This window comes from Sphaerimonospora sp. CA-214678 (assembly GCF_050942215.1).
Taxonomy (GTDB): Bacteria; Actinomycetota; Actinomycetes; order Streptosporangiales; family Streptosporangiaceae; genus Sphaerimonospora.
On sequence record NZ_CP192056.1, the window covers coordinates 90,548 to 115,087 of the forward strand.

The following is a 24,540-nucleotide window of genomic DNA, read 5'->3' on the forward strand; positions in this document are numbered from 1 at the left end:
CCTCAGCTCATGATCCGGTAGACGGCGGGGAAGCAGACGAGCACCAAGAATCCGAAGACCGAGATGCCAATGGCGACGGGCATCTCGCTGGTACGGCTGTTGGCACGGGCTCTGGCATCGGTCAGCGCTGTGGTGCGCATGGACTGGGCTTTGGCGAGCAACGTGGATAGCACCTGGACCCCCTCGGTGCCGGCGTCCTCGGCGATATCCGCGAGCTCGGAGAGCTCCGGAATTCCCACCTGCTCCCCCAGCAGGGCGAGGCCTCGCCAGGGCTGCTCGCCAGCGCGCCTGGCGTGATCCAGGACCTGAGCGATGCGGCCGAATACCCAGCCCGTACACACCTCTGCCGGTGCCTGAAGCGCTTGGGGAGGGCCCGCACCGGCAGCCCGCTCCAGCGCGACCATGTCGAGGTAGGTGGCCAGCGCCGCACGGAACTCCTGGCGGCGCTCGCGCGCCTGGCTGCGAGCGGCGTAGTCAGGAACCAGAGCGAACAGAACACCTGTGAGCAGTCCTGCTCCGGTGGGCACAGGCCAGGGCAGGGGAAGGCCGACCGCCGCGCACACCAGACTCAGCGGGAGAGGCAGGAGCAGACCGAACAGCAGAAAGGCGACGCGCTGGAGGGTGAAGCGCTCGACGCTGATCCCGAGGAGCGCGAGGTCGTCACGCGGCACGGGAAAGCGCGCCATGAGTAGGGTGAGCCGGCCCACGGGGCCAGGACGGCGGACTCCGTCGAGCCGTGCGAGAGCATCGTCCAAACGCGGAGGACCGGGGAAGAGCTCTGATGCGACAGCGATCAGGCCGAGGCCGATCAGCGCTCCTGCTGCCACCGCCGGAAGGCTCATCGTCCCCTCCCTGTGTCTGTGAGAAAGCGGTGGCCTACAGCGGCGCTGCCGAGGCGGTGCAACCACGACAGCGCCGCGCCGTAGAAGGCGACCACGACGGCCAGTACGGTCTGACCAATCGGCGTCCCGAAGGGAGCGGCATAGGACCGCTGGATAACCGCTATCGCGGTGAAGGCGACGACGATGCCGATGATCCAACGCACCGTCGTGCGGTGCTCAGCCCGAGCGGCTTCTACCTCTCGTCGATCGCTCACATCCCTGGCGACCAGCTCGGCGAGCTGGTGCAGTACGGCGCTGGCGCCCTTGCCTCGTCTACGGGCGACCAGGATGAGGGCGGCAGCAATTCGGTCCCCAACCGGATCGTCCAACTCGTCCGCGAAGAGCCGAAGTGCCTCCTCCGTGGGCATCCGAGCCACGCGGAGTCGGCGCGCGAGCGACGACACCGGGCCGGCGATCTCGGGCGGGACATTGCGGGCAGCACTCTGCTCCAGGGCCTGCTCCAGCGCGCGCCCAGCTACGAGCAGATCAGCAAGGCGGCGGGTCCACAGCTCGAGTGCCTCAAGCTTGCGGATCTGCTGTACGGCGGTGCGTCCAGTCAGCACGCGCGGCAGGGCCAGTACGGCGACTGCCGCGGTGCACGCGGCGACAGGCCATCCGGTCAGTCCAAGGACGGTGACCGCGGCAGCGACAGAGCCCAAGATGAGTCGGTGTCGTGCGATCAGGAACTTGTGCACTGCCGGCCACCGAGAAGGCGGACGTACCGGCTCATCAGTTCCCTGGCCGATGACGCCCATGACAATGCAGGCGACTCCGCCCAGTACGCCGGAGATGCTCAACCCGATGAGCAGGGCTGATGTGTTCACCGGCCCTCCCACATGGCGGTGTACGGGTCCAGGAGTGCCGGGTTGAATCCGGCGGCCTTCAGCCTGGGCAGGCACTGAGGCGTGATGTTCGGCATCGCGCGGCCCCCTGGCCCGGTGGGGCTGAAGACGTGGTTGCGGCTCGGTATCTCGCTGTCGGCCGGTGGCATGACCTCGAGGACCTCCGAGACGAACCGGCTGTTCGTTGATGGGTCCATACGCAGATGCACGACCAGGTCGATGGTCTCCCCGGTGTTCAGGTGGATGACGGCGGGTGGAGTCTGGGCTCCCACGCCGCGAGTCCAGAGCATGACGATCCGATTGAAGATCTCCTCTGTGCCGTCGGCGTGGATCGTGCACATCGAACCGGGGTGGCCCGTGTTCATCGCCTCGAACATCGGGATGATCTCGTCGGAGCGCACCTCGCCAACGAAAATCCGCTTGATGTTCTTGCGCAGGGAGTGCGGGATCAGGTCGTTGAGGGTGACCGCGCCGGCGCCTTCGGAGTTCGCCTGGCGGGCCTGGAAGGCGATCACGTTTTGGTGGCGATGCTTGAGATTGTCCAGAAACAGCTCGTAGTCGGACTCGAGGGTGGCGAGGCGCTCAGCCGGATCGATGACAGAGGCGAGGGCCCGCAGCATGGTTGTTTTTCCTGCAGCTGTGCCGCCCGTGATAACGATGTTCAGCCGAGCCAGCACGGCGGCGCGTAGGAAGGCATGCAGACTACGGTTGATTGTGCCGAGCTTGAGCAGGTCGTCGAGGGTGACGTCGACCAGGCGATGGCATCGGATGCTCGCGCACGGTCGGGGAGTGACGGCCATGGTCGCGCTGAGCCGTACGCCCACGCCGTCGTCTCCGTCCCCAGGTTTCAGGGCAGTGTTGAGCAAGGGGTTGGCAGCGGAGAATTCGCGAGGGTTGTAGCTCTTGTGGAGCGCCCACATCTGGATCATCTTGACCAGCTCGTCGTCGGTGCCGGCCACGGCCGGCCCTCGCTCGCAGGTGCCGTCGCTGTAGGTGATCCAGACCTCGTCGCAGCCGTTGATGTCGATGCTCTCGACCCTGCTGTCCCTGACGTACGTCGTGAGCACGCCGAGCTCGAACCGCTCGTCCAGGACGGCCTGCACGAGTCGGCGCTGGGTCGCGAAGCTGACGGCGTCGCCCTCGGACAGCCGATCGTGAGTCCACTGCTGCACCCGGGCCTGGACCACCTGCCGTGCGGCGTCCCGATCCTCGGTCTCCTTTAGGTCGTCGGCGATCGAAGCGGTGAGGTCGACTACCGCTTTTCGAAACACCATGTTGTCGAGCTCTTCGACGGGACTTGCCGCCGTACGGGCGAGCAGAACGGGGTCGCCTGAACCGCTGGCAGAGCGCGGGGGCCAGGCCTCGCTCGGTGGCCATCCGCTCATCGCGACACCGCCTTATCGGTAGCTCCTTGGAGCGTGCCAAGGTGGCTGCGCATAGCCAGGGCAAGGTAGGCGGCCCCGCGCATCAGCGGCGCCCGGCTGAAGGAGGGCCTGGCCTGCTTGCCATCGGAAAGAACCGCAGCGGATTTCGGGTCGTGCGGAATCGTGCCGACGACGGGCAATCCGTACAGCGCCTCGCTGATCTGCTTGGCCGTGTAGTCCCCCTCGCCGATGAGGCAGAGCGCGACCGGGACCTTGGTGCCTACATGACGGCCGAGCGCGTCGAGCCGCGGCCGGGCATCCGCGACTTGGCGGAGAGAAGGACGTAACAGCATCAGGACCAGGTCCGAGGCTGCGATCAACCGCATCGGGGTGTCAGGTCCCCCGATCTGACCCACGTCGAGCACCACGTCGACGACGCCGTTGGCAGCCGTCTTGAGAACGTTCGCGACCGATTCCCATGCGCTATCCAGTTGGAGTGCGTGACGTGGATCCCTGATGCCGGGCAGCAGGAGCCACTCCAGAACGTCCTGGTCAAGAGAGACGACGTACTTCCACAGGACTCCGGGGTCGGGATCATGGGCGATCGCCAGAGCGAAATCCAGCAGGTCGCCCGGCACACCTTCGATCTGGCCCGTGAGAAAGCCTTGTACGACGCTGCCGCCCTTCGGGTCACACTCGGCAAGGAGAGTCCGACCTCCCCAGGCGTACGTGACGGCCAGGGCGGTCGTGGTGACGCCCGGCGAACCGCCTGGGCTCATCAGCGTGTAGATCGCCATTCACGGCCTCCGCGGGTTGAGAACCATAGCGACCTGGCCGTCCGCGGCCCGAGCCGCGAGCTCGGCACCTTCTGTCGTGCTGACGATGAGATCGACGACCACCAAGCCGTCGGTGTCCGGCCCTTTCACCTGATCGACGACAGCTTCGATGCGGGGCATGGCAGATGACTTGGTCGTCGGCATGCCCTGGCCGTCTGGAGCAGTCACGACGAGGATGGAGTCTCCTGGACGGAGTCCACGGGCCGGCAGCCGGCTCGGCTTCACCGCTACGGGAACAAGCTGCTGGCCGCTCAGCGGGGTGAGCTGATCGGTGAGCAGTTTGGGCTGCACGAGCATGCCCCCCACGAGGTCGACGGCTGCTCGCATCCCGATCACGCGCTGAAGTTCGCCGGCAGGAACCGTCGCGACGAGGTCGTCGACGCCCACCATCGTGGTGGTGATGTCGCGCGCCGTCAGCTGCTGGCCCAGCGAGACATCGTGGGCCATCACGAGGACCGGCACCCGAGCATCCAGGCCGTTGACGGTGTGATAGCCGAGTGCTCCACCGCCGGTGACCACGAGCACGCCGAAGAGCAGCCAGCCTCGGCGGCGCTGTCGCGGTTGCGCCGAGAGCTTCGGCACCTGGGCTGGCGGAACAACGCCATTACCGGCTTGCTGGGGAGGGGCAGGCACAGTCTTGCGGACCATTCAGGAGCTCCTCTGGATCAACGCCTGGCCTTCGGCGATCCTCAGCGGGAAGGTTGTAGAAGTCGTCCTCGGGGCGAGCGTTCCGCCCGCTCCGCCGGACCCGCTCCAGGTGGCCGTCCACCTGATGGAGACGGTCACTCGGTAGTGCGAGCCGGGCAGCCTCGCGCTCGATCGGGTGAACAGGTATGCGCAATCGCTCTTCTGCCTGCTTGCGAGCTCCGTCCGGTCGTACGGCCTCCCCGGGCCGTTGCAGGAGAACTCGGTCTGGCCAGCACCAGGACTGATGACCAGGGCTGTCGGGGTAGCAGTGGCCTCCGCCCATACCGGTCCCGATGTGACTCGCTTACTGATCGGGTGCCAATGGCTTCGTTCCACCCAGAAGAAGTGCGGGAGACCGACCAGCCCGTCCTTGCCCCGAGGCGGGGCGGTCGCAACCTGCGGGGCAGGAGGCGTGAGCTGCCGAACCGCCTGCTGGAGGAGCACCTCGGGAGTTATGGCAGGTGCAGCCGGATCCCCAGGGGTAATGCCCTGAAAGACGTTCCGCTGGCCGTCGGGCCCGCGCTTGCACTGGAGATAGCTGATCCCGTTCTCGCCCCCGATCGTACGGCACTTGATCAGGCTTCCATCACTGCCGCTCCTGTCGGACACGGGTTGACTGGGCTGCCCTATCTCGTGGCGGCCGTATACGACCCAGCCGTTTCCCCATGGATGGGCGCCGTAATCACCGTCCGAGGGCGTGTGAACCCCGAAGACGAAGGCCGCGAGAAGCGGACTCAGCGCGAGAGTGGCGTACATGCCGCCTCCTTCATGCTCAGCCCCGTGAGACGCCACCGCCCATCCGAGGACTGCTCCAGCGAGGCTGTGATGTTCGCCGTCGCCTTCTTGGTCGTACCGGGGATTAGCTGGTGAGTACGTCGGTCGGCCATCCCCGCCATGGAGGTGTCCTGGCAGTCGGTGACCTCCGCGCGCTTTTCACCGACACGCACCTCCTTAACCCGAGGGACCACCTCGCCGTACGGCTCCTGGCCCTGTTCGGTCATCTGACGGATGCCGTCAACGAGGTGGTCGAGATAGGCACCCTGGACATACGGCCTGAGCAGCGCGCGCCCCTCTTCTGGAGAGGATTTGCCAGCCGCAGAAAGGACCTTCCAGTACTTGACATATGTCTTCAGGACGGCGTCGTGTGGCCTAACCGATGGCGACTGGACGACAGCAGGAGTTGGAGTTCCCGAAGCGGGGCGAGGCGGCAGGACGGAGCCATCCCCTGCCTGACAGGCCGCGACGAAAAGAACCACCGCCAGACAGGCAGCGCCTCCCCATAGCCGGTCGCCTGGTGAACGCATCACCATCAACTCGCGCCTTTACTCTTCGCATTTGAGTGATTGCTCACAGTAGCTTAAGGGCGTGGCAAAGGAGATATCAAGGCTCCGTGGGTGCTACCTGTTGACAGGACGGGTCAACCGAAGAATGTGGAGCGCCAGGTGGGTCACTGCCAAGACATCCGGCAGGGGGCCACAAAGACCATCCGTCAAGCTTTCGCCCGTGATCGGCAACCTCGTCCCGGCCCAGGGCCGAGGATCGCGATCGACCGTCAGGTGGGCGTCGATCGTTTCGCGTTTGTGGTGGTAGATCGGCCATGCCTTAGGGGGCAGACCGGCCCGGATGCCGGCGATGTCTGAACGCGGCGGTGGCGCGCGATCGCTTCGGCGGCGGCACCCGGGTCGCGCTGCGGTTCCTGCGCACCTACCTGGCCTCGGCTCCCGAAACCGAACCCGCGGACTTCACCGCCTGCCCGGTGCTGATGCTGCACCCGGCCGCCGACCAGTGGACGCCCGTCCAGCTGAGCATGCCCTTCTTCGACCGGCTCACGGTCGACAAGCACCTGGTCATGCTGGACCGCTGCGGCCACATGCCGATCGAAGACCCCGGCCTGATCAAGATGGCCAAACGCACTACGCCAGTTCGCCACGGGAGTCGAGACCGATGAGCTCGCGTAACCGATGAGCGTATTCGTCTGCACCAGGGAGACGGCGGTCACTGTGTGTGGTCGCATGGCGTGTAGCGAGTCCAGGTCTTGCCGACCTCGATCGCGACGCGGGTGGTGGTCGTGTGGTGGAAGCCGAGGTACTGGCCTTTGGGGGATCGGACCGGATTTTGGCGGTAGCGCCCGATGTAGACAGGCGGTTGAGAGGGTGCGGCGGCGGGAAACCCAGCTGCGCGGCTGGTGTGTAGAGGTCAGGATGGGGAGCCATGAGTTCCAAGACCGCCCGTCCCACCTATCGGGAGCGGCTGACTGCAGAGCTAGAGGCGATGCGCGGCGACTTCCGCGCGGTCGTCGACGACTCCGCTGTCGTGAACATCGATCTCAATCGGACGCACTCGGAATGGGGGGATTTCATCGGTTTTCCCATTTGGGGGTGGGCGCCCAGCGACGACGATCTGCAAAGCGCACGTATGGCGTTGCTGGGACGGTTCCGCGCCTGGAACCCGCGATTCCGTCTGCTGTTCCCTCACGCCACTCCCGAAGTCGAGCAGAGCATGTACGAGGCGCTTGAACGACTTCATAACTGGCTGGTCCGCGAACCCGGCTCCCATGGCGTTCCGGCCTCCATCGAGCAAGCCCGGCAGCAGCTTGAGGAAACCTTCGACGTCCTGACCCGCCTTCTCACGCTGCTGCCGCCCGACGACTTCAGGGTACGGTTGACCGTCGACACCAACACTCTCCTCGACGATCCCAACCTTGCCGTTCACACGGCAATCTTGGGAGGCCGCTACATGGTCCATTTGCTGCCGGTGGTCTTGCGTGAAATCGACGACCTGAAGCGTAACGGCCGCAACCAGGACGTCCGCGACAGCGCCAAACGCGCTGACCGGCGACTTAAGGGCCTGCGCGCCAACGGTGACGTCCTTACCGGCGTCCGTGTCGCCGGAGACGTCCACGCGGTCTTCGAGCACGTGGAACCCGCCGGCGACGATCTCCCGAGCTGGCTGAACCTCGACGTCCCCGACGATCGCTTCGTCGCCTCGACGTTGCTGCTCCAGTCCGCTCACCCAGGATCAGCCTTGTACGCCGCGACCGGTGATCTGAACCTGCAGACCAAACTCGCCGCAGTCGGCCTCCCTTACATCGAACTCCCCTGAGCGTGGAGAACGCTGTAAGTGAGGGGTGACACCAGCCGACCGCGAGGAGGACTGTGGTCGAATTCCCTCTACTGCGCAGTCCTGTAGTCGTTCTCCTCGGCTTCTGGGCTGGGCAGTTCCGAGGCAGCCGTCCACTCCTCGGGGTGCGAAACGGGGAGCAGGCGGAACTGCTGAGGGTGCATGCTGTCGTACGGCATGATGGCTTCGAACTTCATCCGGGAGTGGTCACGGATGAGCAGCATCTCGATCACCTGCGCGGCGGTCTGCAGGTCCTTCGCTGTCGTTCCGGCCGGGATCGCTGTGGGCGAGAGGACGGTTCCGTCGCTTTGGCGGTCAACGTAGAAGCCTCGCTGCTTGGCACGGTTGGCCTCGCTGGCTGCGGCCGCAGCCTCCTCCTGCCGTTGCCTGCCCGCCTCCTGGTCCGTCCCCAGGTCGCGCATGGCGTTGTAGTCACCCCAGAACTCGGCGAGTTCGTCACCGAAAACGACAGCCTGGAGGTACTTCCTTGTGTGGCTCAGCCCGTACTGAGCAAGTGCGTCTACTGTGCGGGGTGTCTGGTCTCCCTGGTTCCAGGCGTCCTGGAAGGCTTCGTAGACCCAGAGCGCTTTACCGAGCTCTTCCTGTGCCAGGACGGTGAGCGATCGTGCGCGCCCGTATGAGCCTGCGAAGAGCAGACATCGGGCATCGACGATCAGGGAGGAGGCGTTGTCCATCAACGCCTTCCAGAACTCACGTGCCTCATCTGGGCGCATCTCCACCATTGCTTCAGTGTGCCCTTGAAACCTGCGCCAAGTCCGGTGTTGACAGGCTGGGTCAACCGAAGAATGTTGAACCACTCCGACTTTCGTGGAGGCCCTGAGGCCAGCATCATCTGCTGGCGGAAGGGAGAACGACGACACGATGCCAGCCCCGAGGAAGTACCCCCAAGAGCTTCGCGAGCGCGCGGTGCGCATGGTGTTTGAGGTCCGCCGGCAGACCGGCGGCGCCCCCGGCGCGATCGCCCGGGTGGCCGACCAGCTCGGCGTCCATCGCGAGGCGCTGCGCGGGTGGGTACGCCAGGCCGAAGTCGATGAGGGGCAGCGGCCGGGTACCTCGCACCGAGCGCCTCGCGGGCGCCGGGGCGGTCTGCTCGGTCGGCTCCCGTGGGGACAGCTACGACAACGCCCTGGCCGAAAGCACCATAGGGCTGTACAAGACCGAACTTATCCACCGGCGCGACCCCTGGAACGGCCTGGATGACGTCGAGATCGCCACCATGGAATGGGTCGACTGGTACAACAACCGGCGCCTCCACAGCGCCTGCAACGACCTCCCGCCAGCCGAATTCGAGGCCCACTACCAAACACAAACCGACCCGGCTATCCTCACCCCAGCCAGTTAACCCGGCCTCCACGAAACTCGGCGCGGTTCATGTGGAGCTCTAGGTGGGTCGCTGCCGAGACATCCGGCACGGGGCCACAAAGACCATCCGTCAAGCTTTCGCCGTGATCGGCATCCTTGTCCCGACTCAGGGTCGAGGATCGCGATCGACGGCCACGAGGATCGCGGCGGCGATCACCTCCAGCGTTTCGACAGCATCCATCGCTGAAGAAGAGCTGATCGGGCGCTTACGGTCGTCGTCGTCTGGGTCTCGATCAGACTCATGAGTGATCTTGTTTCGCCGCCACACGATCGCGCCAAGCATCTGCTTGACTTCCTTGGCGGTGAGGCGCTTCGCCCCGTCGGGAAGTTCCTCGCTGACTGCTTTAGCAGCGTTGTCCCAGAGTGCGACGTCGCTGATGATGGCGAACCCGTCTTTGATGTCTTCGGGTCCTTGGAAGGTTCTCCGGCCTATTACCTGCCGCAGGTGCCGGCGTAACGCCTGGTCAAGGGGAACGGTGCCGTGGTGGACGTCCTCGAAGAGATCCATGGGCACGGTGAACTCGCGAAACTTCCGCGGCTTGGGGATGCCGGGCTGCTGCGCCAGCAGGATGGCTCGGTGGTAGACCTCCTGGTGGACCCAGTGGTCCAGCGCAGCGACAGCTTGGACCCACGCCGCTCGGTACAGGTCCCCCACATCGAAGGACGTGACGCCAATCGCCTCGAGATGCTGGCCGGCTTGAACGAGTTGCTTCGCGTACTCCAGATTCCGCTCGAAGTCGAGAAACGCCTGAGTCTTGGAGGGATAGTCCGGCACGTATCGTCCTCGCGGAGAGTGGCTGTCAGTGCGTAAGCAGTATGCCCAACCGGGGGTTGGGCTTCGCGGGGAATTCGTGATCAGATTGTGCCCGAAGCGGACGGCCTGAGATGACCCGTATGTCACGAAAGCCGCCCACGTCATCGTGCAGACTGATCAGTGGCGATCGAGGTAAGGGACGGAAGGGCCGAGGGTGGGAGACGATCCACGCTTCCGCGGTCTTGCAGACCATTCAGCAAACTTCGGCTTCCTGCTTCAGCATGAACCGCTCCTGGTGGTCTACGGAGCGGGCGCGGAAGCAATCGTCTTCACCGATCCCAACGGTGCTCTCGTCAAGTGCCGCCAGTTCATCGAAGTGCTCACAGCCGTCATGGTCCAGGCTACGGGGATCCCGGTGGCCGGCCACGATCTGGTGGATCGCATCAATGCTCTGAGTCGCGCTGATGTCATCACGCCGAACGTGGCGAACGCCTTCCATGAGATCCGACGGTCGGGCAACGCGGCCGTGCATGCTCACGCCGCTCACGTACCTACAGCCCTGCGGTGTCTCGAACGCTGCTTCCAGCTCGGTTTGCTGCTGCATCGAGCAATCAGCGGGCGGCGAGAGCTCGTCGCCTTCGTGCCCCCCACGCCTCCGGCGTCCATCACCAACGCTGACCTCCTGGCAGAGCTGGAACGCCTCAAGACCGAACTGGTCGAGGCCAAGCTTGTGCTGGATGGCACCCGAACTCGGGAGCAGGCGGAGGCGGTAGCCAAGCGAGCGGCCGAGGAGGAACTCGCCCGCGCCCGGGCCGAGCGGGATGCAGTCGCGGCCCAGGTCCAAGCTCTCGAAGCACAGCTCGACACCCTCAAGTCGGAGTTCGAGCGCAAGGCCGCCACGCCGGTGAGGGTTCGCCCGACGACACGAGAGGCCATCGCGCAACGGGCTCGCCAGGGTGCGCCGCTCACCGAGGCTCAGACCCGGCGCAACATCGACCAGATGCTCGCCGAGGCGGGCTGGATCGTACAGGACCAAGCGGCTCTCGACCTTGGTGCTGGACGTGGTGTGGCTGTCCGGGAGTTCCCCATCGGGCGTAAGCGTGCCGACTACGTTCTGTATGTCGATCACAAGATCGTCGGCGTCATCGAAGCCAAGCGCGAAGGAACGCCGCTGACCGGTGTCGAGTGGCAGTCCGGCGACTACGCTGCCGCTATCCCCGGCGATTTCCGCATGGCGGTCTGGCGGCGCGATGAGCCGTTGCCGTTCCGCTACGAGAGCACCGGCATCGAGACGCGCTTCACATGCACCCTCGATCCAGAGCCACGGTCGCGGGAGGTGTTCTCCTTTCACCGCCCGGAGACCATTGCGCGGTGGATGACCGAGGCCGAGGAGAAGCCCGAGGCCCCCACTTTCCGGGCCCGGCTCCGCGTCATGCCCGACCTTGACACCGATGGTCTACGTCCTGCACAGGCCGAGGCAATCAAGGGGATTGAACGTCACCTCAAGCAGAACCGCCAGCGGGCCCAGGTCCAGATGGCAACTGGTGCGGGGAAGACCTTCACCGCGGTCACGCTCGCCTACCGGCTCTTCAAGTACGGCGAAGCCAAGCGGGTCCTGTTCCTGGTGGACCGGAACAACCTGGGCGACCAAGCGGCTGCCGAGTTCGCCCGCTATGTCACCGCCAGCGGACAGACTCTCGGTGAGGACTACAACGTCCAGCGGCTATCGGGCGGCACTGTGCTGTCATCGGCCAGCGTAGTAGTGACCACGATTCAGCGGCTTTACCGCGCGCTGACCGGCCAACCGCTGCCGGCCGGGGATGCCGACGATCAGGATGTGGACGACTTCGAGCCGCCGCGCCCGATGGACGCCGTCTACAACAAGGACTTGCCGCCCGAGACCTTCGATCTGATCGTCGTCGACGAGTGCCACCGATCGATCTTCGGCCGGTGGCGGGCGGTTCTCCAGTACTTCGACGCTCCTGTCGTCGGCCTGACCGCTACCCCCACCGCGCAGTCTCTCGCCTTCTTCGGTGAACCGGTCAGCGAATACACCTACGAGCAGTCGGTCGCTGATCGCGTCAATGTCGACTTCGCGGTGTTCCGGATCAAGACGAAGATCGGAGAGAGCGGCTCGACGATCCCCGCGCTCGACGAGGACGGCAGCCGGACCGTCGTTCCCAAGCGCGACCGCCGCACCCGCATGCAGTGGTACGAGGAACTGGAGGAGGACTACACCTACACGGCCCAGGAAATCGGCCGTTCGGTGGTCGCCAAGGACCAGATCCGTACAGTGATCGAGACCTATCGGGACCGGGTCCTGGCCCAGATGTTCCCGAACTACACCGAGTCGGTCCCCAAGACGCTCATCTTCGCCCAGGACGACTCCCACGCCGACGACATCGTACAGATCGTGCGTGACGTGTTCGGTAAGGGCAACGACTTCTGCGCGAAGATCACCTACAAGTCGAAGCTGGCCGGCGACGATCCCAAGGACCTGCTGCAGCGCTTGCGGACCAGTCCGGAGCTGCGGATCGCGGTAACCGTCGACATGATCGCTACCGGGACCGACGTCAAGCCCTTGGAGTGCGTGTTCTTCATGCGCAGCGTGAAGAGCGCCGTCTACTTCGAGCAGATGAAGGGCAGAGGCTGCCGCACCATCGATGCGGACGACTTCCAGGCCGTCACCCCTGATAAGGGTGTCCGGACCAAGGATCGCTTCGTCATCGTGGATGCCGTCGGCGTTACCGACCACCCCCTGTGCCAGGCCACTCCGCTTAATCGCGACCCACAGAACCGGCTCAGCCTTCGGCAGTTGCTCTCACGAGCGGCCAAGCTCTCCCTGGACGAGGACCAGACCGCGACGCTGGCTTCTCGGCTGGACGCCCTCGACCGTCAGATCACCGATGCTGAGCGAGATGAACTCGCTCACGTGGGCCAGGGCACGAGCCTGCGGGACCTCGTACGGCGTCTCGCCGCCGCTGTGGACAGCCAGGGGCTGACCCAGACCGCAGATCAGGGTGGGGAGGAAGCGGTAGTCGAGCGACTTCGGGAGGCCGCCCGGCCACTGGCAGACAATCCGGAGCTACGCGACCGGATCATCGACATCCGCCAAAAGCACGACCAGCTGATCGACGACCTCAGCCGCGACGAGACCACGCACGCGGAAGAAGTACCTCGCGAGCAGATCGCACACCTGGCGGTGGAGTCATTCCGGACCCACCTTCACCAGCACCGCGACTCCATCGAGCTGATGCAGGCGCTACAGGGGAGCGGCACGGCGCGGATCTCCTGGGCCGAAGTGAGTGAGCTGACGCGTCGAGTAGAGCGGATCCCGCTCGTTGGAAACGTCGTCCATCTGTGGCAGTGCTACGAGGAATCCGGCGTGCGTGTCACGGCGCCGGGGCACGAGGCCAAGTCTACCGATCTTGTCTCCATCCTCCGGTACGAACTGCAACTCGACTCCGAGTTACGTCCGTTCCGGAGTATCGTCGAGGAGCGGTACGCCACCTGGCTCGCCAGGCACGAGGCCGCAGAAGGCCCCTTCTCCCCAATACAGCGCTGGTTCCTGGACCGGCTGTGCGAGATCGTCGTGAACAGCGCCGAGATCGCCGATGACGTCCTCGAATACGCGCCGTTCGACCTGCGCGGAGGCGAGGACGGCTTCTACGATGCCTTCGGCGCCCGCGCTGCCACCATCCTCGATGAGCTAACAAGGGAACTCACTGCATGATGCCTCTGCTCTCAGTTCCGGATTCTTGGGCATGGGCAACCCTTGGCGAGATAGCCGAAGTAGTCGGAGGCGTGACCAAGGACACGAAAAAACAGTCCGATCCTGCGCTTCCGCTCGTGCCTTATCTTCGAGTCGCCAACGTTCAGCGTGGTCGCCTTGACCTCGGATCGGTCGCAGAAATTCGAGTTCCCGAAGCGACGGCTGAGCGCCTTCGGCTTCAGTCGGGCGATGTACTACTCAACGAGGGTGGGGATCGCGACAAGTTAGGTAGAGGGTGGGTATGGGAAGGACAAATCCCGGAGTGCATCCACCAGAATCACGTGTTCCGCGCTCGTCTCTATGGCGATGTTCTACACCCGAAGCTCCTCGCCTGGTTTGCTAATGAGTGCGCTCAGGAGTGGTTCGAGGCAAACGGTAAGCAAACTACTAACCTGGCCTCCATCAGTCTCTCCGTGATCAAACAATTACCTGTTCCAATCCCGCCTTACACGGAGCAACAGCGGATTGTGACAGCGCTCGATGGTCACCTCTCTCGCCTTGACCTCGTCGACCGTGTGATCGATTCCAGTCTTCAGAAGCTGAAGCTACTCACGAAGCGGATTCTTGTTGAGGCAGTTCCGTTCCCCTGCCCTGCGCACTGGAAAACGTTTGTCGTTAAAGATGTCGGCGACGTCGATCTAGGGCGCCAACGGCACCCTGACTGGCACTCCGGTCCAAACATGCGCCCCTACCTTCGGGTGGCGAACGTCTTTGAGGATCGGATCGATACCGGCGACCTTATGGAGATGGACTTCCCGCCAGAAGTTTTCGAGCGATACCGCCTTTCTGAAGGAGACATTCTTTTGAATGAGGGGCAGAGCCCCGAATATCTTGGTCGTCCTGCGATGTACCGAGGTGAGCCTAAGGGAGTCGCCTTTACCAATAGCCTGTTACGGTTCCGAGCAGGGCCGGAAGTCGATCCGGAATGGGCGCTGATCGTCTTTCGGCGTCATATGCACGCGGGTCGCTTCATGCAGGAGACCCGGATCACGACCAACATCGCACACCTATCAGCTGGCCGGTTCAAGGCCGTGGAGTTCCCTGTACCGCCACTCGAAGAGCAACGACAGATCGTAAAACAAGTCAGGGGGAGGCTCGCTGACATTGATCTCCTTGCTTCGCAGCTCAATCGTGTAGAGGAACGCGCTGGGGCCCTGCGGAGCAGACTGCTCGCCGACGCGTTCAGCGGCCGGCTCGTGCATCAAGACCCGACCGAAGAGCCCGCAGCGGAGTTGTTGAAGCGAAACCAGCCTCAACGTGAAGCTCTCCGAGCCAAACGTCCACGCCGTACGGCTCGCGCAAGCCGTGCGGGATCGGGTGATCTGGCACAGAAAGATGCCGAAGGTGGCGGCTTTACAGCTACCAAGTCCCTGTCGATGCCCCCGACTACGGTGGGCGCCGGTCATACAGGGAAGCAGGAAGCTTTGTTCCAGCAGGAGGGGTTGACCGCGTGACCACGCTCACCGAAGGTCCGGCAGAGATGTCGGACGCCGAGTCGCGCGAGACGGCGGCGCTGACACGTTCGCTGGTGGACAAGCTGTGGAGCTACTGCGATGTGCTCCGGGACGCAGGCGTCCCCGCGATCGACTACGTCGAGCAGCTCACGTACCTGCTGTTCCTCAAGATGATGGACGAGCAGGAAAAGAAGCTTGCACGCAAGGGCAAGCCGAATCGCGTCCTGCCTGTTGGAATCGACTGGGACACGCTCGCAAGCAAGAAGGGCGAAGAGCTCAAGAAGTACTACGAGCATGTGCTGGAGGACCTCGGCAAGCGTCCTGGGATGTTCAGGCTCATCTTCCTCGGCGCCCAAAACAAGATCCAGGCGACCGCGCTGCTGGAGCGACTCATCAAGGATCTGATCGGAAAGATCCAGTGGTCCAAGGAAGGCGTCGATGTCAAGGGCGATGCCTACGAAGAGCTGCTGGCCCGCAGCGCGAGCGACGTAAAGTCGGGCGCGGGGCAGTACTTCACACCGCGTCCTCTGATCCGTGCCATGATCGACTGTGTGCAGCCCGCGCCGGAGGACACCATCGTCGATCCGGCCTGTGGCACCGGCGGCTTCCTGCTGCTGGCCAACGAGTATCTGCGCCGTGTGTACCCGATGGAGTCGCTCAACCCCGACCAGCGCAACCGGATCATCCATGGACAGGCGTTCCACGGAGTGGAGCTGGTGCGGGGCACGGCGCGCCTCGCTGCCATGAACATGCTCACCCACGGTGTGGTTCCGAGCGGCAACCAGGAGATCATCGAGGTCGGTGACGCGCTACTCAGCGAGCCAAAGGTCCGGGCATCACTCGTGTTGGCCAATCCGCCGTTCGGCCAAAAATCGGCGATCACAGTCCTAGGCGAGGACGGGAAGGTAGTCAAAGACGAGGCTGTCTACTCCGGCCGCGACTTCTGGGTCACTACGAAGAACAAGCAGCTAAACTTCTTGCAGCATATCGCCAAGCTGATGAAGATCGATGGCCGCGCTGCTGTCGTCCTCCCCGACAACGTGCTCTTTGAGGGAGGCGCCGGCGAAACGATCCGGCGCAGATTGCTGAAGGAGTACGACGTCCACACGCTGCTCCGTCTGCCAACCGGCATCTTTTATGCCGGCGGGGTCAAGGCTAACGTCCTCTTCTTCGACCGCAAGCGTCCCTCAGAAAAGCCGTGGACATCCAAACTGTGGGTATACGACTTCCGGACCGGTGAGAACTTCACTCTTAAGCAACGACCACTACGCCGCGAGCATCTGAAGGACTTCGTCGATTGCTATATGCCGGGACATCCACGAGAGGGGCGGGTACAGACTGAGCGTTTCAAGCCGTTCACATACCTGGAGCTACTCGAGCGAGAGAAAGTAAATCTCGACATCACGTGGTCACGGGGTGGCGATGGGGATGCCGCCATGCAGCTCTCGACACAAGAGATAGCAAGCTCGATTGTCCAAGAATTGAAATCCGCACTAACGCAGATCGAGGCCATCGCTAAAGCTTTGAATGCCGACAGTTAGGCCGCCAACCAGCGGAAAGTTAACCACAAGCAGACTATCAGCGCAAGCAGTGGCCCCAACACTCCCTACCAATAACAGAAATGTCATCTTTTTTCAATATCGTCATCGGACACTTGCAGGGCAAGATCCGAAAGAGAAATTTTCCCATCTAGTATCCATCGGGATGGGCCTCGCACAGAGCTGGGAGAGTCTTCGTAGCCAGCCAGTTCCCAGATTCGGTTCACGAGGCCAGTGGCCGAGTATCTCTCCCCGTCATATGTCCACAAAAGACACTTTACGCGATCGTTTACCCACGTAGCCCGTGCCCGCCTAGGGTCTTCCGCAAGCCAACCCTCTAGAGTCTTCTCCTCCGCGTCACTCTTGGCTCGGAAGGTCAGCGGTGTGCCGTCGGCCAGGCGCCCCGCACTGACGAGCGTGGGCACAGCATTGGGACGACGTGGCCTGCGCGGTTTCCCCGCGGGGGCTCTATAGTCCTCGGCGAGTTCGGGGACTTCTTCACCTCGCCTCACATATTCGAGCACAAGCTTCGCCAGGTGCTTGCAGCGAGTCTCGTCTGTAAATGTGCTGCTGAGGAAGGAACCTTTGCCATACTCAGCATCCAAATGGTGAACCAACCAAGACAGCACCGAAGCCGTCAATCCTGGCAAGCGATCCAGGACGAGCTGCCACTCGAAGTCTGGATCGTCAATCTCGTCCGGGTCAAGGAGCTGAAAGACGAGGTGCGTGATGAGCATTTCGCCACGTCGTGCCATGTCAGCAGCACGTCCATGCAACTGCTTACGCTGGTTTGTTAGGGCTTCGCCCACCACCCGTTGCGCCTGCACTAAGCGCCAAATGCGGTGAGCAGTGGGAACCTCGCCGAAGAGGCGGGGATAAGCTCCGCCGGTGCCGCGCTCCCAGAGTAGATCGGTGTCTTGGCCAGCGCGCACAGCAAGTTCCGGACTCCGGTGAGCACAAGCCAGAGCGATCGCAGCATGTACGACCGAGCAGCCGGCCTCCGGCGCTGGGTCCGCCTCACCCCGCTTATAGACGTAAATCTTACCCAGAGACAGCAGGAAGTCCTCGCGGATCTCCGCTTGCGCTGGCTCTAAGGCAATGAAATCTCTCCGCGACACGTCGTTCTGCGTGTTAGTCGTCTCAGTGATCCTCTTGGCATAGACCGCCCGATCTGCTCCGAGTGAGAAGGCGCGAACAGTCACATCTGCGTTCTCGGTGCTGTCCGGATTCTGCGACATCGCTTCATAGATGGCTGTAACGGTTTGCGCACCGTTCACGACGCTGACGCCACTTAAGCTTAATTGAACCGGCTCGTTCGGCAGGCGACGCCCTGGCCAATGAGGCTCAATGTGATCACACAATACCGTGATGCCATTATTAAAGTACCAAAAATTCTCCGGCTCTTCGAGAATGGTCTGCTTGATGCCAGAATTGATTCTGGTAAGACCGAGAGAGTTTCGAACGTTCTGTTCGTATAGAGCGTTGCCATGCTCGGCATACCAGTTCGCCACATCCCGGGCTGCAACAGTCCCCTGCCAGGCTTCAAACGGGGTAACACGATAGATCCAGCTCGTCATCGTAGCCGCTACGTTGACTGGATCGGGTGCTAGGTCTTTGCGCAACTGCTGGTGAAAGTCTGCGACATTCAGGATCCGATAGCTCAGCATCGGTCCAAGGTCGTGCTGAAAGTCCGACCGTGCCCTCTCCAGGACTTCAGTGACCGAATCAGAGAGGATGCCTTCGCCCATCAGTGCGATGACGAGGGTGATATTCAGCCGCCCGTCACCCATTGCAGCGTCGAGTGGAGCAATGAAGGGAGTGAGCCGTTCATTGAAGGACGTGAAGTTGCGCTGATCGATCAATCGTAATCCGTCAATGAACTTGAGAGCTTCACCCTTGTCTAGCTTGGCCCCACCCGTGTCGCTCCACTTGGCTTGTACTAGCCACACATCCGCCGAACTCTCACTCACCCCTACAGCATCGATACCCTGGTCCTGCTCACCATCTATTACTGCCAGCCCAGCTTGCTGATGGTTACAGCCACTTACCACACGGATCGCCGCCGCAGCCAAGGCGCGAGATAGGAAACGCTGCTCTCGGCCCTGCTGATCGTAACCTTTCAAATCGTCTTCATAGATCAGTCCCGCATAGTCACGTAGCAGCGCTTGGCGCACGTGCTGAACCCGGGTAGGAGGTTTGGAACTCGCTGACCGTTTTGTGCTCATCCCTACTCCCGGGGGTCGTCTTGTACGCCGAACCTGCCGTTGCCCCTATTGCGGTCACCATTGTAACTCTGGGACGTGAGCTTACGCCTCGGCTGCAATGGACGAATTGATAGCACGTAGGGACTTGTGGCTACGTGGAAGCATAGCCCGAGTTCGTGACCCTGGAGAGACCGAAGCTATGCAGCGCTCGAAACAACTCAAGCAGTCGGATGTTCTCTCCACCCGCAGCGTATGGGTGAGCTGGCCCGGTGTGTGTCTCAGGATTCCAGGCTCCCTCCGAAGTTCCAGCGCCGGAGCGAGCCAAATTCCGTATCAGGATGTTCGACGCCCGCTGCGGTTGCGGATCTTGGTGAATGCGTCGAGTGCTGTCTCGTCGGCGTCGTCAAGGGTGTGCAGGTACTTCTCGGTGGTCTTGATAGACGCATGGCCGAGACGTTCTTTCACGACCTGGAGGTCTGCCCCGCCGGATAGCAGCCATGAGGCGTGGGCGTGGCGGAGGTCGTGGATCCGCACCCTGCTCTCCAGCTCCGCCTCGGCGAGAGCCTTCTGCCAGACCTGGCGTCGGAACCAGTCGGCGGGGATGTGACCGTCGGTGTCGCGGTTCCGGGGTTGCCGCGGGTTGTCTTTGCCGAGGGCCCGTCGCTCGGCCCGGTAGATGGCGTATGCGGTACGGCAGTGCTCGCAGCGGCACCTGCCGTTGGTGTAGGCGGTACAGGTTCCATGCTTGTAGGACCGGCCGGCCGCATTCGGCTCGGTGTATCCGAGCTTGTCAGGGTCGGGGACCACGCGTACGCGCTTCCTCGGCGTCGGGTCATGATGCCACCTGAAGAACAGGTCGTTGCGGCCCAGCTTCTCGGCCTTGGCATGAGCTTGGAGCTTCATGACGATCTGGGCCGTCAGCTTGAAACGGCGGAACTCCTTGTCCTTCGGGTACGGCTTGACCAGAAACCGTTCGCCTTGCGGGTGGAACTTCGGGTTGACCTCGACGACGGCGCGGCTGATGGTCAGGATCCGAGAGGGGACGTCGAGGTCTCTGACGCGGAGTTCGGTCAGCTCGCCCCAGCGCAGGCCGGTCTCGATCGCGGTCTCTACCAGCAGCTGGCTGTCGCTGTCCGGGAGCGCCATGTACAGGGTGTTGAACTGCTCGGGCGTGATGATGGTCAGCGGCTTCGGGACGACGGGCGGCGTCTTCACCCCCTTGCAGGGGTGCAGGTAGGTCACCTGGTCGTGAAGTGCGGTCGTGAAGATGGCGCTGAGGATGACCATGTTGCTCTTGATGGTCACCGGCGAGGTGCCGTTCCTCTTCATGGTGGCCACCCACTGGCGTACGTGCTCAGGAAGGATGTCGATCATCCTGAGGTTCCCGAACTCCGGGATCAGGTGTCTGTGGATGGCGTAGGTGTACTTCTGCCGAGTGGTCGCCTCCATCTCATGGTTCGGCAGCCATACGTCGAGCACGTAGCGCTCGAACGGCTGGCGCCCTCGCTTCGGATCGCCCACCCGGCCCTCGGACACCCTGGCCTCAGCCTTCTTCCAGGCCGCGTCGGCGTCCTTCTTGTTCGAGAAGGTACCCGCGGACTTCTCCATCCCCTTCATATCGAAGTAGTAGGCGGTGTACCTCGGTTTGCCGTTGCGGCCGGCCCGCTTCCGGGAATAGCCCAAGCGGCGATCACCTCCTTGATCGTTTGACCGTCATTTGACCGTGAGACTGAGCGTCACCCTGGGTGACGCGTGGTCACCGCTGGGCATTCGATCATGCCTCTCACCTGGGAGTTTACCCACTGATTGGGCTCTGACCACGGGTGCGCATACACGTTTCCTGGTCCCTGATAAGGAAGAGGTCCCTGGTTCGAGTCCAGGTAGCCCCACCACGAAACCCCAGCTCAGAGCCAGGTTCCCGAGATTCGGGACCTGGCCTTTTGATCGTTCGACCGTCGTTCGACCGTGTCACCCTTGCCGACCGATCAGGTCGGTGCCGTCGCGACCTCGGTCGTCAGCGAGGTCCAGCGGTGGGCGAGCCGCTTGGTCAGGGAGGCCATGGTCGTGTACTCCAGATCCTCCAGCGGCAGCCGGTGCGGTTCGAACGGGCCGTGCCGCCGCAGGTAGTCCATGACCTCGGTGGCCTGGGCGCGGGCATGGTCGAAGGCCGGATCGTCGAACATGTCGCGTGGGCCGACCAGCCTGCCCTCGTGAACCTGGAAACCCAGGGCGACCACGCGCGGCGGGCCGTCGAACCTCGAGGTGTGCGAGTGCTCCAGCGGCACCGGCATTAACGGCGCGTGGTGCGACCCGCGCATGCATCCGCCGACCGTGTGCGAGAAGGCGAATGGCTCCAGCGCCTCGCCGACGGCGGGCAGGCCCGACTGGCAGCGGACGATCATCACCGGGTCGTCCTTCCCGACGTACTTGCCGGCGATCAGGGACAGCCGCTGGGTGCTGGTCGCTGCCGCCGTCGTGTCCAGGGTCTTGGAACGGACGCTGTGGATGACGTAGCGGGCCGGCGCGCCGATGTACATCAGCATGTCGTAGAGGTCGGAAGGGCAGTCGAAGACGATGCGTTTCTCCTCGTACAGGTCGTACACCTCGAAGCCGAACCCGGCGTGCATCTTCTCGTCGATCACGAGACCGGCGGTGTTGAACGGGTCGGCGAACATCTTGTACAGCGGCAGGTTCCACGCCCCCGGCTCGGTCTTGTCGGCCAGGAAGCACAGGACCGGTTCTGACGGACGCTCCTCGAACTCCAGCTCGGCGTAGCCCGGGCCCATCCCCCGCAGGTTGCCGGAGAAGGCGTCCGACAGCAGGTCCTGGCCGGCGCCGTACAGGCCGAGCTCTTTGGCGATGTGGGTGGTGGCCTGGAAGGTGTCCCAGGCGAAGGAGTGGATCAGACCCGCGTCGCAGCCATAGCTGTGGGTCATGATGAGCGAGATGTCGTCCCCGCAACTGGCCACGACCCCGTCGATGAGCAGCCCGGAGGTTCTGGCCCGTTCGATCTCGCGCCGCGCCTCGTCCATCATGTCCGGGTGGACCGCCGAATGTCCTACGAATCCTCCGGTGTCGGCCTTGATGATGCTCAACGTGATCATGGAGATCGCCCCCGTTAGCCGTCTGCCGGACGCGACGGACCTCTCCTCCGAGAGGGGACGGCAGAGCCCGGAGATCACGTGCCTCATGAGAGCCGCCCGGGACGTCGCCCGCCGCTCCGTCTGGAAATCCTGTCCGGTTTGTCCCCGTCGAAACTCCCTGGTCCGGCGACCGGGCTGCTCAGCGGTCGAGCCGCTCCGCCGCCGCGACGTTTTCCTTGACCGAGAAGAAGCTGTCCGGAGCGATCGAGATCGAGTCGATGCCCGCCTCGACGAGGAACCGGGCGAACGCCGGGTCGTCGCTGGGGCGTTGACCGCAGAGCCCGACCTTGCGGTCCTTCGTGTGCGCGGCGGAGATGAGATGCTCGATGCTGCGGGTCACCGCCGGATCGCGCTCGTCGAAGAGCCCCGCCAGGGCCGCCGAATCCCGGTCGACGCCCAGGGTGAGCTGGGTGAGGTCGTTGCTGCCGACGGAGAAACCGTCGAACCGGTCGGCGAACTCCTCGGCCAGGATGACATTGGAGGGGATCTCCGCCATGGCGTACACCTTCAGGCCATTGCGTCCCCGTTCCAGCCCCTCCTCGGCCATCACCCGCAGGACGTGGTCGGCTTCCTCGACCGTCCGGCAGAACGGGATCATGACGATCACGTTGCCGAGGCCGACCTCGTCCCTCACCCGGCGCAGGGCACGGCACTCCAGGGCGAACCCCGCGCGGTAACCCTCCGTGTAGTACCGACTGGCGCCACGCCATCCGAGCATCGGGTTCTCCTCGCTCGGCTCGAACCGGCTCCCGCCGATGAGCCGGGCGTACTCATTGGTCTTGAAATCGCTGGTACGGACGATCACGGGGTCAGGCCAGCGCGAGGCGGCGATGCGGGCGATGCCGTTGGCCAGCCGCTCCACGAAGTACTCGGTCCGGTCTGCTTCGTAGCCGCAGGTGAGCTCGGCGATCCGGCGGCGCGCGTCCTCCTCCAGGTGGTCGAAGTGGACCAGGGCCATCGGGTGTACCTTGACGTGGTTGGCGACGATGAACTCCATCCTGGCCAGGCCGACGCCGTCGGCCGGTAGCCGCCACCAGCGGAAGGCCGCCGCCGGGTTGGCGAGGTTGAGCATCACCTTGGTCCGGGTCCGCGCGATGCCCTCAAGGGTTATCTCTGCTTCCTCGTAGTCTCGTACGCCTTCGTAGATGAAGCCTTCGTCGCCCTCGGCGCAGGAGACGGTGACCGCCGTCCCGTCGTGCAGCGTGGCGGTGGCGTCTCCGGTGCCGATGACCGCGGGAACGCCGAGTTCGCGACTGACGATGGCGGCGTGGGAGGTGCGGCCGCCGTGATCGGTCACGATCGCCGCGGCCCTCTTCATGATCGGTTCCCAGTCTGGATCGGTGATCTGGGTGACCAGCACGGCGCCGTCGATGAAGCGGTCGATCTGGGCCGCGCTGTCGAGCCCGCACACCGGCCCGGTCGCGATCGCGTCGCCGATGGCCAGCCCCTTGACCAGTGTCTTCCCGCGCTCGCCGCTGAGCCGATAGGAGTGCAGCAGGGAGGCCTCCCTCCGGGCTTGGACGGTCTCCGGCCGGGCCTGAACAATGAAGGTCTCACCGGTCCTGCCGTCCTTGGCCCATTCCATGTCCATCGGCATGCCGTAGCGATCCTCGATGGCCACGGCCCATCGGGCCAGCGCAACGACCTCGCCATTGTCCAGGGTGTATCGGATCTGCTCCGCTTCGCCGGTGGAGACCTGCCGGGTCCCGCCCGTCTCGTCGTATACCACCTTGCGTTCCTTGCGCCCCCGTGTCCTGGCCACGACGGGACACAGATCCTTGTCGTGGAGCAGCGGTTTGAAGACGACGTACTCGTCGGGGTCGACCTGGCCGCCGACCACCGTTTCACCCAGCCCCCACGAGGCGTTGATCAGCACGGATCGGGGGAAGCCCGTCTCGGTGTCGATGGAGAACATCACCCCGGCGGCGCCCAAATCGGAGCGGACCATGCGCTGCACGCCGATGGACAGCGCCACGCCGAGGTGGTCGAACCCGTTGTCCTCGCGGTAGCTGATCGCCCGATCGGTGAACAGGGAGGCGTAGCAGCGCAGGCAGGCGTTGAGCAGCGGCGTCACTCCGGTGACGTTGAGGAAACTTTCCAGCTGCCCGGCGAAGCTGGCCTCCGGCAGGTCCTCGGCGGTCGCGCTGCTGCGCACCGCCACGTCGGGATCCGTACGCCCGAGGGCCTCCGCCAGCTCGTGGTAGGCGTCTTCGACGGCGGTGGTCAGGGCGGACGGGAGTCGTGCGGCCGAGATCGCCTCCCGGATCGCGGCGCCGACGGCCGAAAGGGTGGCACCCCTGTGCTGCCGGTCGGCCCGGTTTTGCCGATCCACGCGGTGCAGCCGGTCGATCTGCCCGGCGATGACGTCGCGAAGCCCGTTCTCCGCGATGAACATGCGGTACGCCTCGGCCGTGACGGCGAAGCCCTCCGGCACGCGGACCCCGGCTTCGGCCAGGTTGCGTGTCAGCTCGCCCAGGCCGGCGTTCTTACCGCCCACCAGGGCGACGTCCGTACGGCTGAGCTCCGGAAACCAAGCGACCAATCGAGACATCTCGCACCCCG

At 63.9% G+C, this 24,540-nt stretch carries 17 protein-coding genes and 2 pseudogenes; 7 read left to right on the forward strand and 12 right to left on the reverse strand.

Translation table 11 applies throughout. From position 1 onward, the window contains the following. Positions 1-2: 2 nt before the first annotated feature. The 6 genes from ACQP1K_RS00420 to ACQP1K_RS00445 form a co-directional block, all read right to left on the reverse strand. Entirely contained in the window at positions 3-842 is an 840-nt protein-coding gene (locus tag ACQP1K_RS00420) for a hypothetical protein (RefSeq protein ID WP_433498868.1), read from the reverse strand. Further along, a complete protein-coding gene (locus ACQP1K_RS00425; protein WP_433498869.1) occupies positions 839-1,705 on the reverse strand; it encodes a type II secretion system F family protein in 867 nt (288 codons plus the stop codon). The genes ACQP1K_RS00420 and ACQP1K_RS00425 overlap by 4 nt, the downstream gene beginning before the upstream one ends. Continuing rightward, a complete protein-coding gene (locus ACQP1K_RS00430) occupies positions 1,702-3,108 on the reverse strand; it encodes a CpaF family protein (RefSeq protein WP_433498870.1) in 1,407 nt (468 codons plus the stop codon). The genes ACQP1K_RS00425 and ACQP1K_RS00430 overlap by 4 nt, the downstream gene beginning before the upstream one ends. Continuing rightward, the gene (locus ACQP1K_RS00435) at positions 3,105-3,884 is read right to left on the reverse strand and encodes a hypothetical protein (protein ID WP_433498871.1); all 780 of its coding nucleotides are present in this window, start codon (positions 3,882-3,884) and stop codon (positions 3,105-3,107) included. The genes ACQP1K_RS00430 and ACQP1K_RS00435 overlap by 4 nt, the downstream gene beginning before the upstream one ends. After that, entirely contained in the window at positions 3,885-4,571 is a 687-nt protein-coding gene (locus ACQP1K_RS00440; protein WP_433498872.1) for an SAF domain-containing protein, read from the reverse strand. It abuts the gene before it with no gap. Between the two features lie 773 nt (positions 4,572-5,344). Next, complete coding sequence (locus tag ACQP1K_RS00445) at positions 5,345-5,920, reverse strand: hypothetical protein (protein WP_433498873.1); 576 nt, start codon at positions 5,918-5,920, stop codon at positions 5,345-5,347. 338 nt (positions 5,921-6,258) lie between these two features. Between ACQP1K_RS00445 and ACQP1K_RS00450 the strand changes: the two genes are divergently transcribed. Continuing rightward, the gene (locus tag ACQP1K_RS00450; RefSeq protein ID WP_433498874.1) at positions 6,259-6,558 is read left to right on the forward strand and encodes a hypothetical protein; all 300 of its coding nucleotides are present in this window, start codon (positions 6,259-6,261) and stop codon (positions 6,556-6,558) included. 263 nt (positions 6,559-6,821) lie between these two features. Beyond that, a complete protein-coding gene (locus ACQP1K_RS00455; protein WP_433498875.1) occupies positions 6,822-7,712 on the forward strand; it encodes a PIN domain-containing protein in 891 nt (296 codons plus the stop codon). 68 nt (positions 7,713-7,780) lie between these two features. Here the strand turns inward: ACQP1K_RS00455 and ACQP1K_RS00460 are convergent, their stop codons facing one another. After that, a complete protein-coding gene (locus tag ACQP1K_RS00460; protein ID WP_433498876.1) occupies positions 7,781-8,473 on the reverse strand; it encodes an AbiV family abortive infection protein in 693 nt (230 codons plus the stop codon). 190 nt (positions 8,474-8,663) lie between these two features. Between ACQP1K_RS00460 and ACQP1K_RS00465 the strand changes: the two are divergent. Both ACQP1K_RS00465 and ACQP1K_RS00470 read left to right on the forward strand, forming a co-directional pair. Then, positions 8,664-8,744, forward strand: a pseudogene (locus ACQP1K_RS00465) (hypothetical protein); the annotation flags it as partial. 64 nt (positions 8,745-8,808) lie between these two features. Then, positions 8,809-9,093: pseudogene (locus tag ACQP1K_RS00470) on the forward strand (integrase core domain-containing protein); the annotation flags it as partial. 126 nt (positions 9,094-9,219) lie between these two features. Here ACQP1K_RS00470 and ACQP1K_RS00475 read toward each other — a convergent pair. Further along, on the reverse strand, positions 9,220-9,888 hold the full coding sequence (locus ACQP1K_RS00475) for a hypothetical protein (protein ID WP_433498877.1): 669 nt from the start codon (positions 9,886-9,888) through the stop codon (positions 9,220-9,222). Positions 9,889-10,081: 193 nt separating this feature from the next. On the opposite strand from ACQP1K_RS00475, the gene ACQP1K_RS00480 reads away from it, so the two are divergent. Genes ACQP1K_RS00480 through ACQP1K_RS00490 form a run of 3 tightly spaced genes read left to right on the forward strand, consistent with a single transcriptional unit; the run spans position 10,082 to position 16,634 of the window. Further along, the gene (locus tag ACQP1K_RS00480) at positions 10,082-13,600 is read left to right on the forward strand and encodes a DEAD/DEAH box helicase family protein (RefSeq protein ID WP_433498878.1); all 3,519 of its coding nucleotides are present in this window, start codon (positions 10,082-10,084) and stop codon (positions 13,598-13,600) included. Further along, entirely contained in the window at positions 13,600-15,093 is a 1,494-nt protein-coding gene (locus ACQP1K_RS00485; RefSeq protein WP_433501672.1) for a restriction endonuclease subunit S, read from the forward strand. The genes ACQP1K_RS00480 and ACQP1K_RS00485 overlap by 1 nt, the downstream gene beginning before the upstream one ends. Continuing rightward, positions 15,090-16,634, forward strand: a complete 1,545-nt coding sequence (locus tag ACQP1K_RS00490) for an N-6 DNA methylase (protein WP_433498879.1) — start codon at positions 15,090-15,092, stop codon at positions 16,632-16,634. The genes ACQP1K_RS00485 and ACQP1K_RS00490 overlap by 4 nt, the downstream gene beginning before the upstream one ends. 83 nt (positions 16,635-16,717) lie before the next feature. Here ACQP1K_RS00490 and ACQP1K_RS00495 read toward each other — a convergent pair whose 3' ends face one another. The 4 genes from ACQP1K_RS00495 to ppsA form a co-directional block, all read right to left on the reverse strand. Further along, complete coding sequence (locus tag ACQP1K_RS00495; RefSeq protein WP_433498880.1) at positions 16,718-18,805, reverse strand: AIPR family protein; 2,088 nt, start codon at positions 18,803-18,805, stop codon at positions 16,718-16,720. 363 nt (positions 18,806-19,168) lie between these two features. Further along, entirely contained in the window at positions 19,169-20,518 is a 1,350-nt protein-coding gene (locus ACQP1K_RS00500; RefSeq protein ID WP_433498881.1) for a tyrosine-type recombinase/integrase, read from the reverse strand. A gap of 302 nt (positions 20,519-20,820) precedes the next feature. Then, positions 20,821-21,939 carry a fructose-1,6-bisphosphate aldolase/phosphatase gene (gene fbp / locus ACQP1K_RS00505; protein WP_433498882.1) on the reverse strand — a complete coding sequence of 373 codons (1,119 nt, stop codon included), beginning with the start codon at positions 21,937-21,939 and terminating at the stop codon, positions 20,821-20,823. A 178-nt stretch (positions 21,940-22,117) separates the two neighbouring features. Further along, a complete protein-coding gene (gene ppsA, locus ACQP1K_RS00510) occupies positions 22,118-24,529 on the reverse strand; it encodes a phosphoenolpyruvate synthase (protein ID WP_433498883.1) in 2,412 nt (803 codons plus the stop codon). Between the last annotated feature and the right edge of the window lie 11 nt (positions 24,530-24,540).

Bases quoted from the DNA above. Each gene is read 5' to 3' on its own strand.
- ACQP1K_RS00435 (WP_433498871.1), bottom strand. From the start codon at position 3,884: ATGGCGATCTACACGCTGATGAGCCCAGGCGGTTCGCCGGGCGTCACC.
- ACQP1K_RS00445 (WP_433498873.1), bottom strand. From the start codon at position 5,920: ATGGTGATGCGTTCACCAGGCGACCGGCTATGGGGAGGCGCTGCCTGT.
- ACQP1K_RS00430 (WP_433498870.1), bottom strand. From the start codon at position 3,108: ATGAGCGGATGGCCACCGAGCGAGGCCTGGCCCCCGCGCTCTGCCAGC.
- ppsA (WP_433498883.1), bottom strand. From the start codon at position 24,529: ATGTCTCGATTGGTCGCTTGGTTTCCGGAGCTCAGCCGTACGGACGTC.
- ACQP1K_RS00485 (WP_433501672.1), top strand. From the start codon at position 13,600: ATGCCTCTGCTCTCAGTTCCGGATTCTTGGGCATGGGCAACCCTTGGC.
- fbp (WP_433498882.1), bottom strand. From the start codon at position 21,939: ATGATCACGTTGAGCATCATCAAGGCCGACACCGGAGGATTCGTAGGA.
- ACQP1K_RS00420 (WP_433498868.1), bottom strand. From the start codon at position 842: ATGAGCCTTCCGGCGGTGGCAGCAGGAGCGCTGATCGGCCTCGGCCTG.
- ACQP1K_RS00460 (WP_433498876.1), bottom strand. From the start codon at position 8,473: ATGGTGGAGATGCGCCCAGATGAGGCACGTGAGTTCTGGAAGGCGTTG.
- ACQP1K_RS00440 (WP_433498872.1), bottom strand. From the start codon at position 4,571: ATGGTCCGCAAGACTGTGCCTGCCCCTCCCCAGCAAGCCGGTAATGGC.
- ACQP1K_RS00455 (WP_433498875.1), top strand. From the start codon at position 6,822: ATGAGTTCCAAGACCGCCCGTCCCACCTATCGGGAGCGGCTGACTGCA.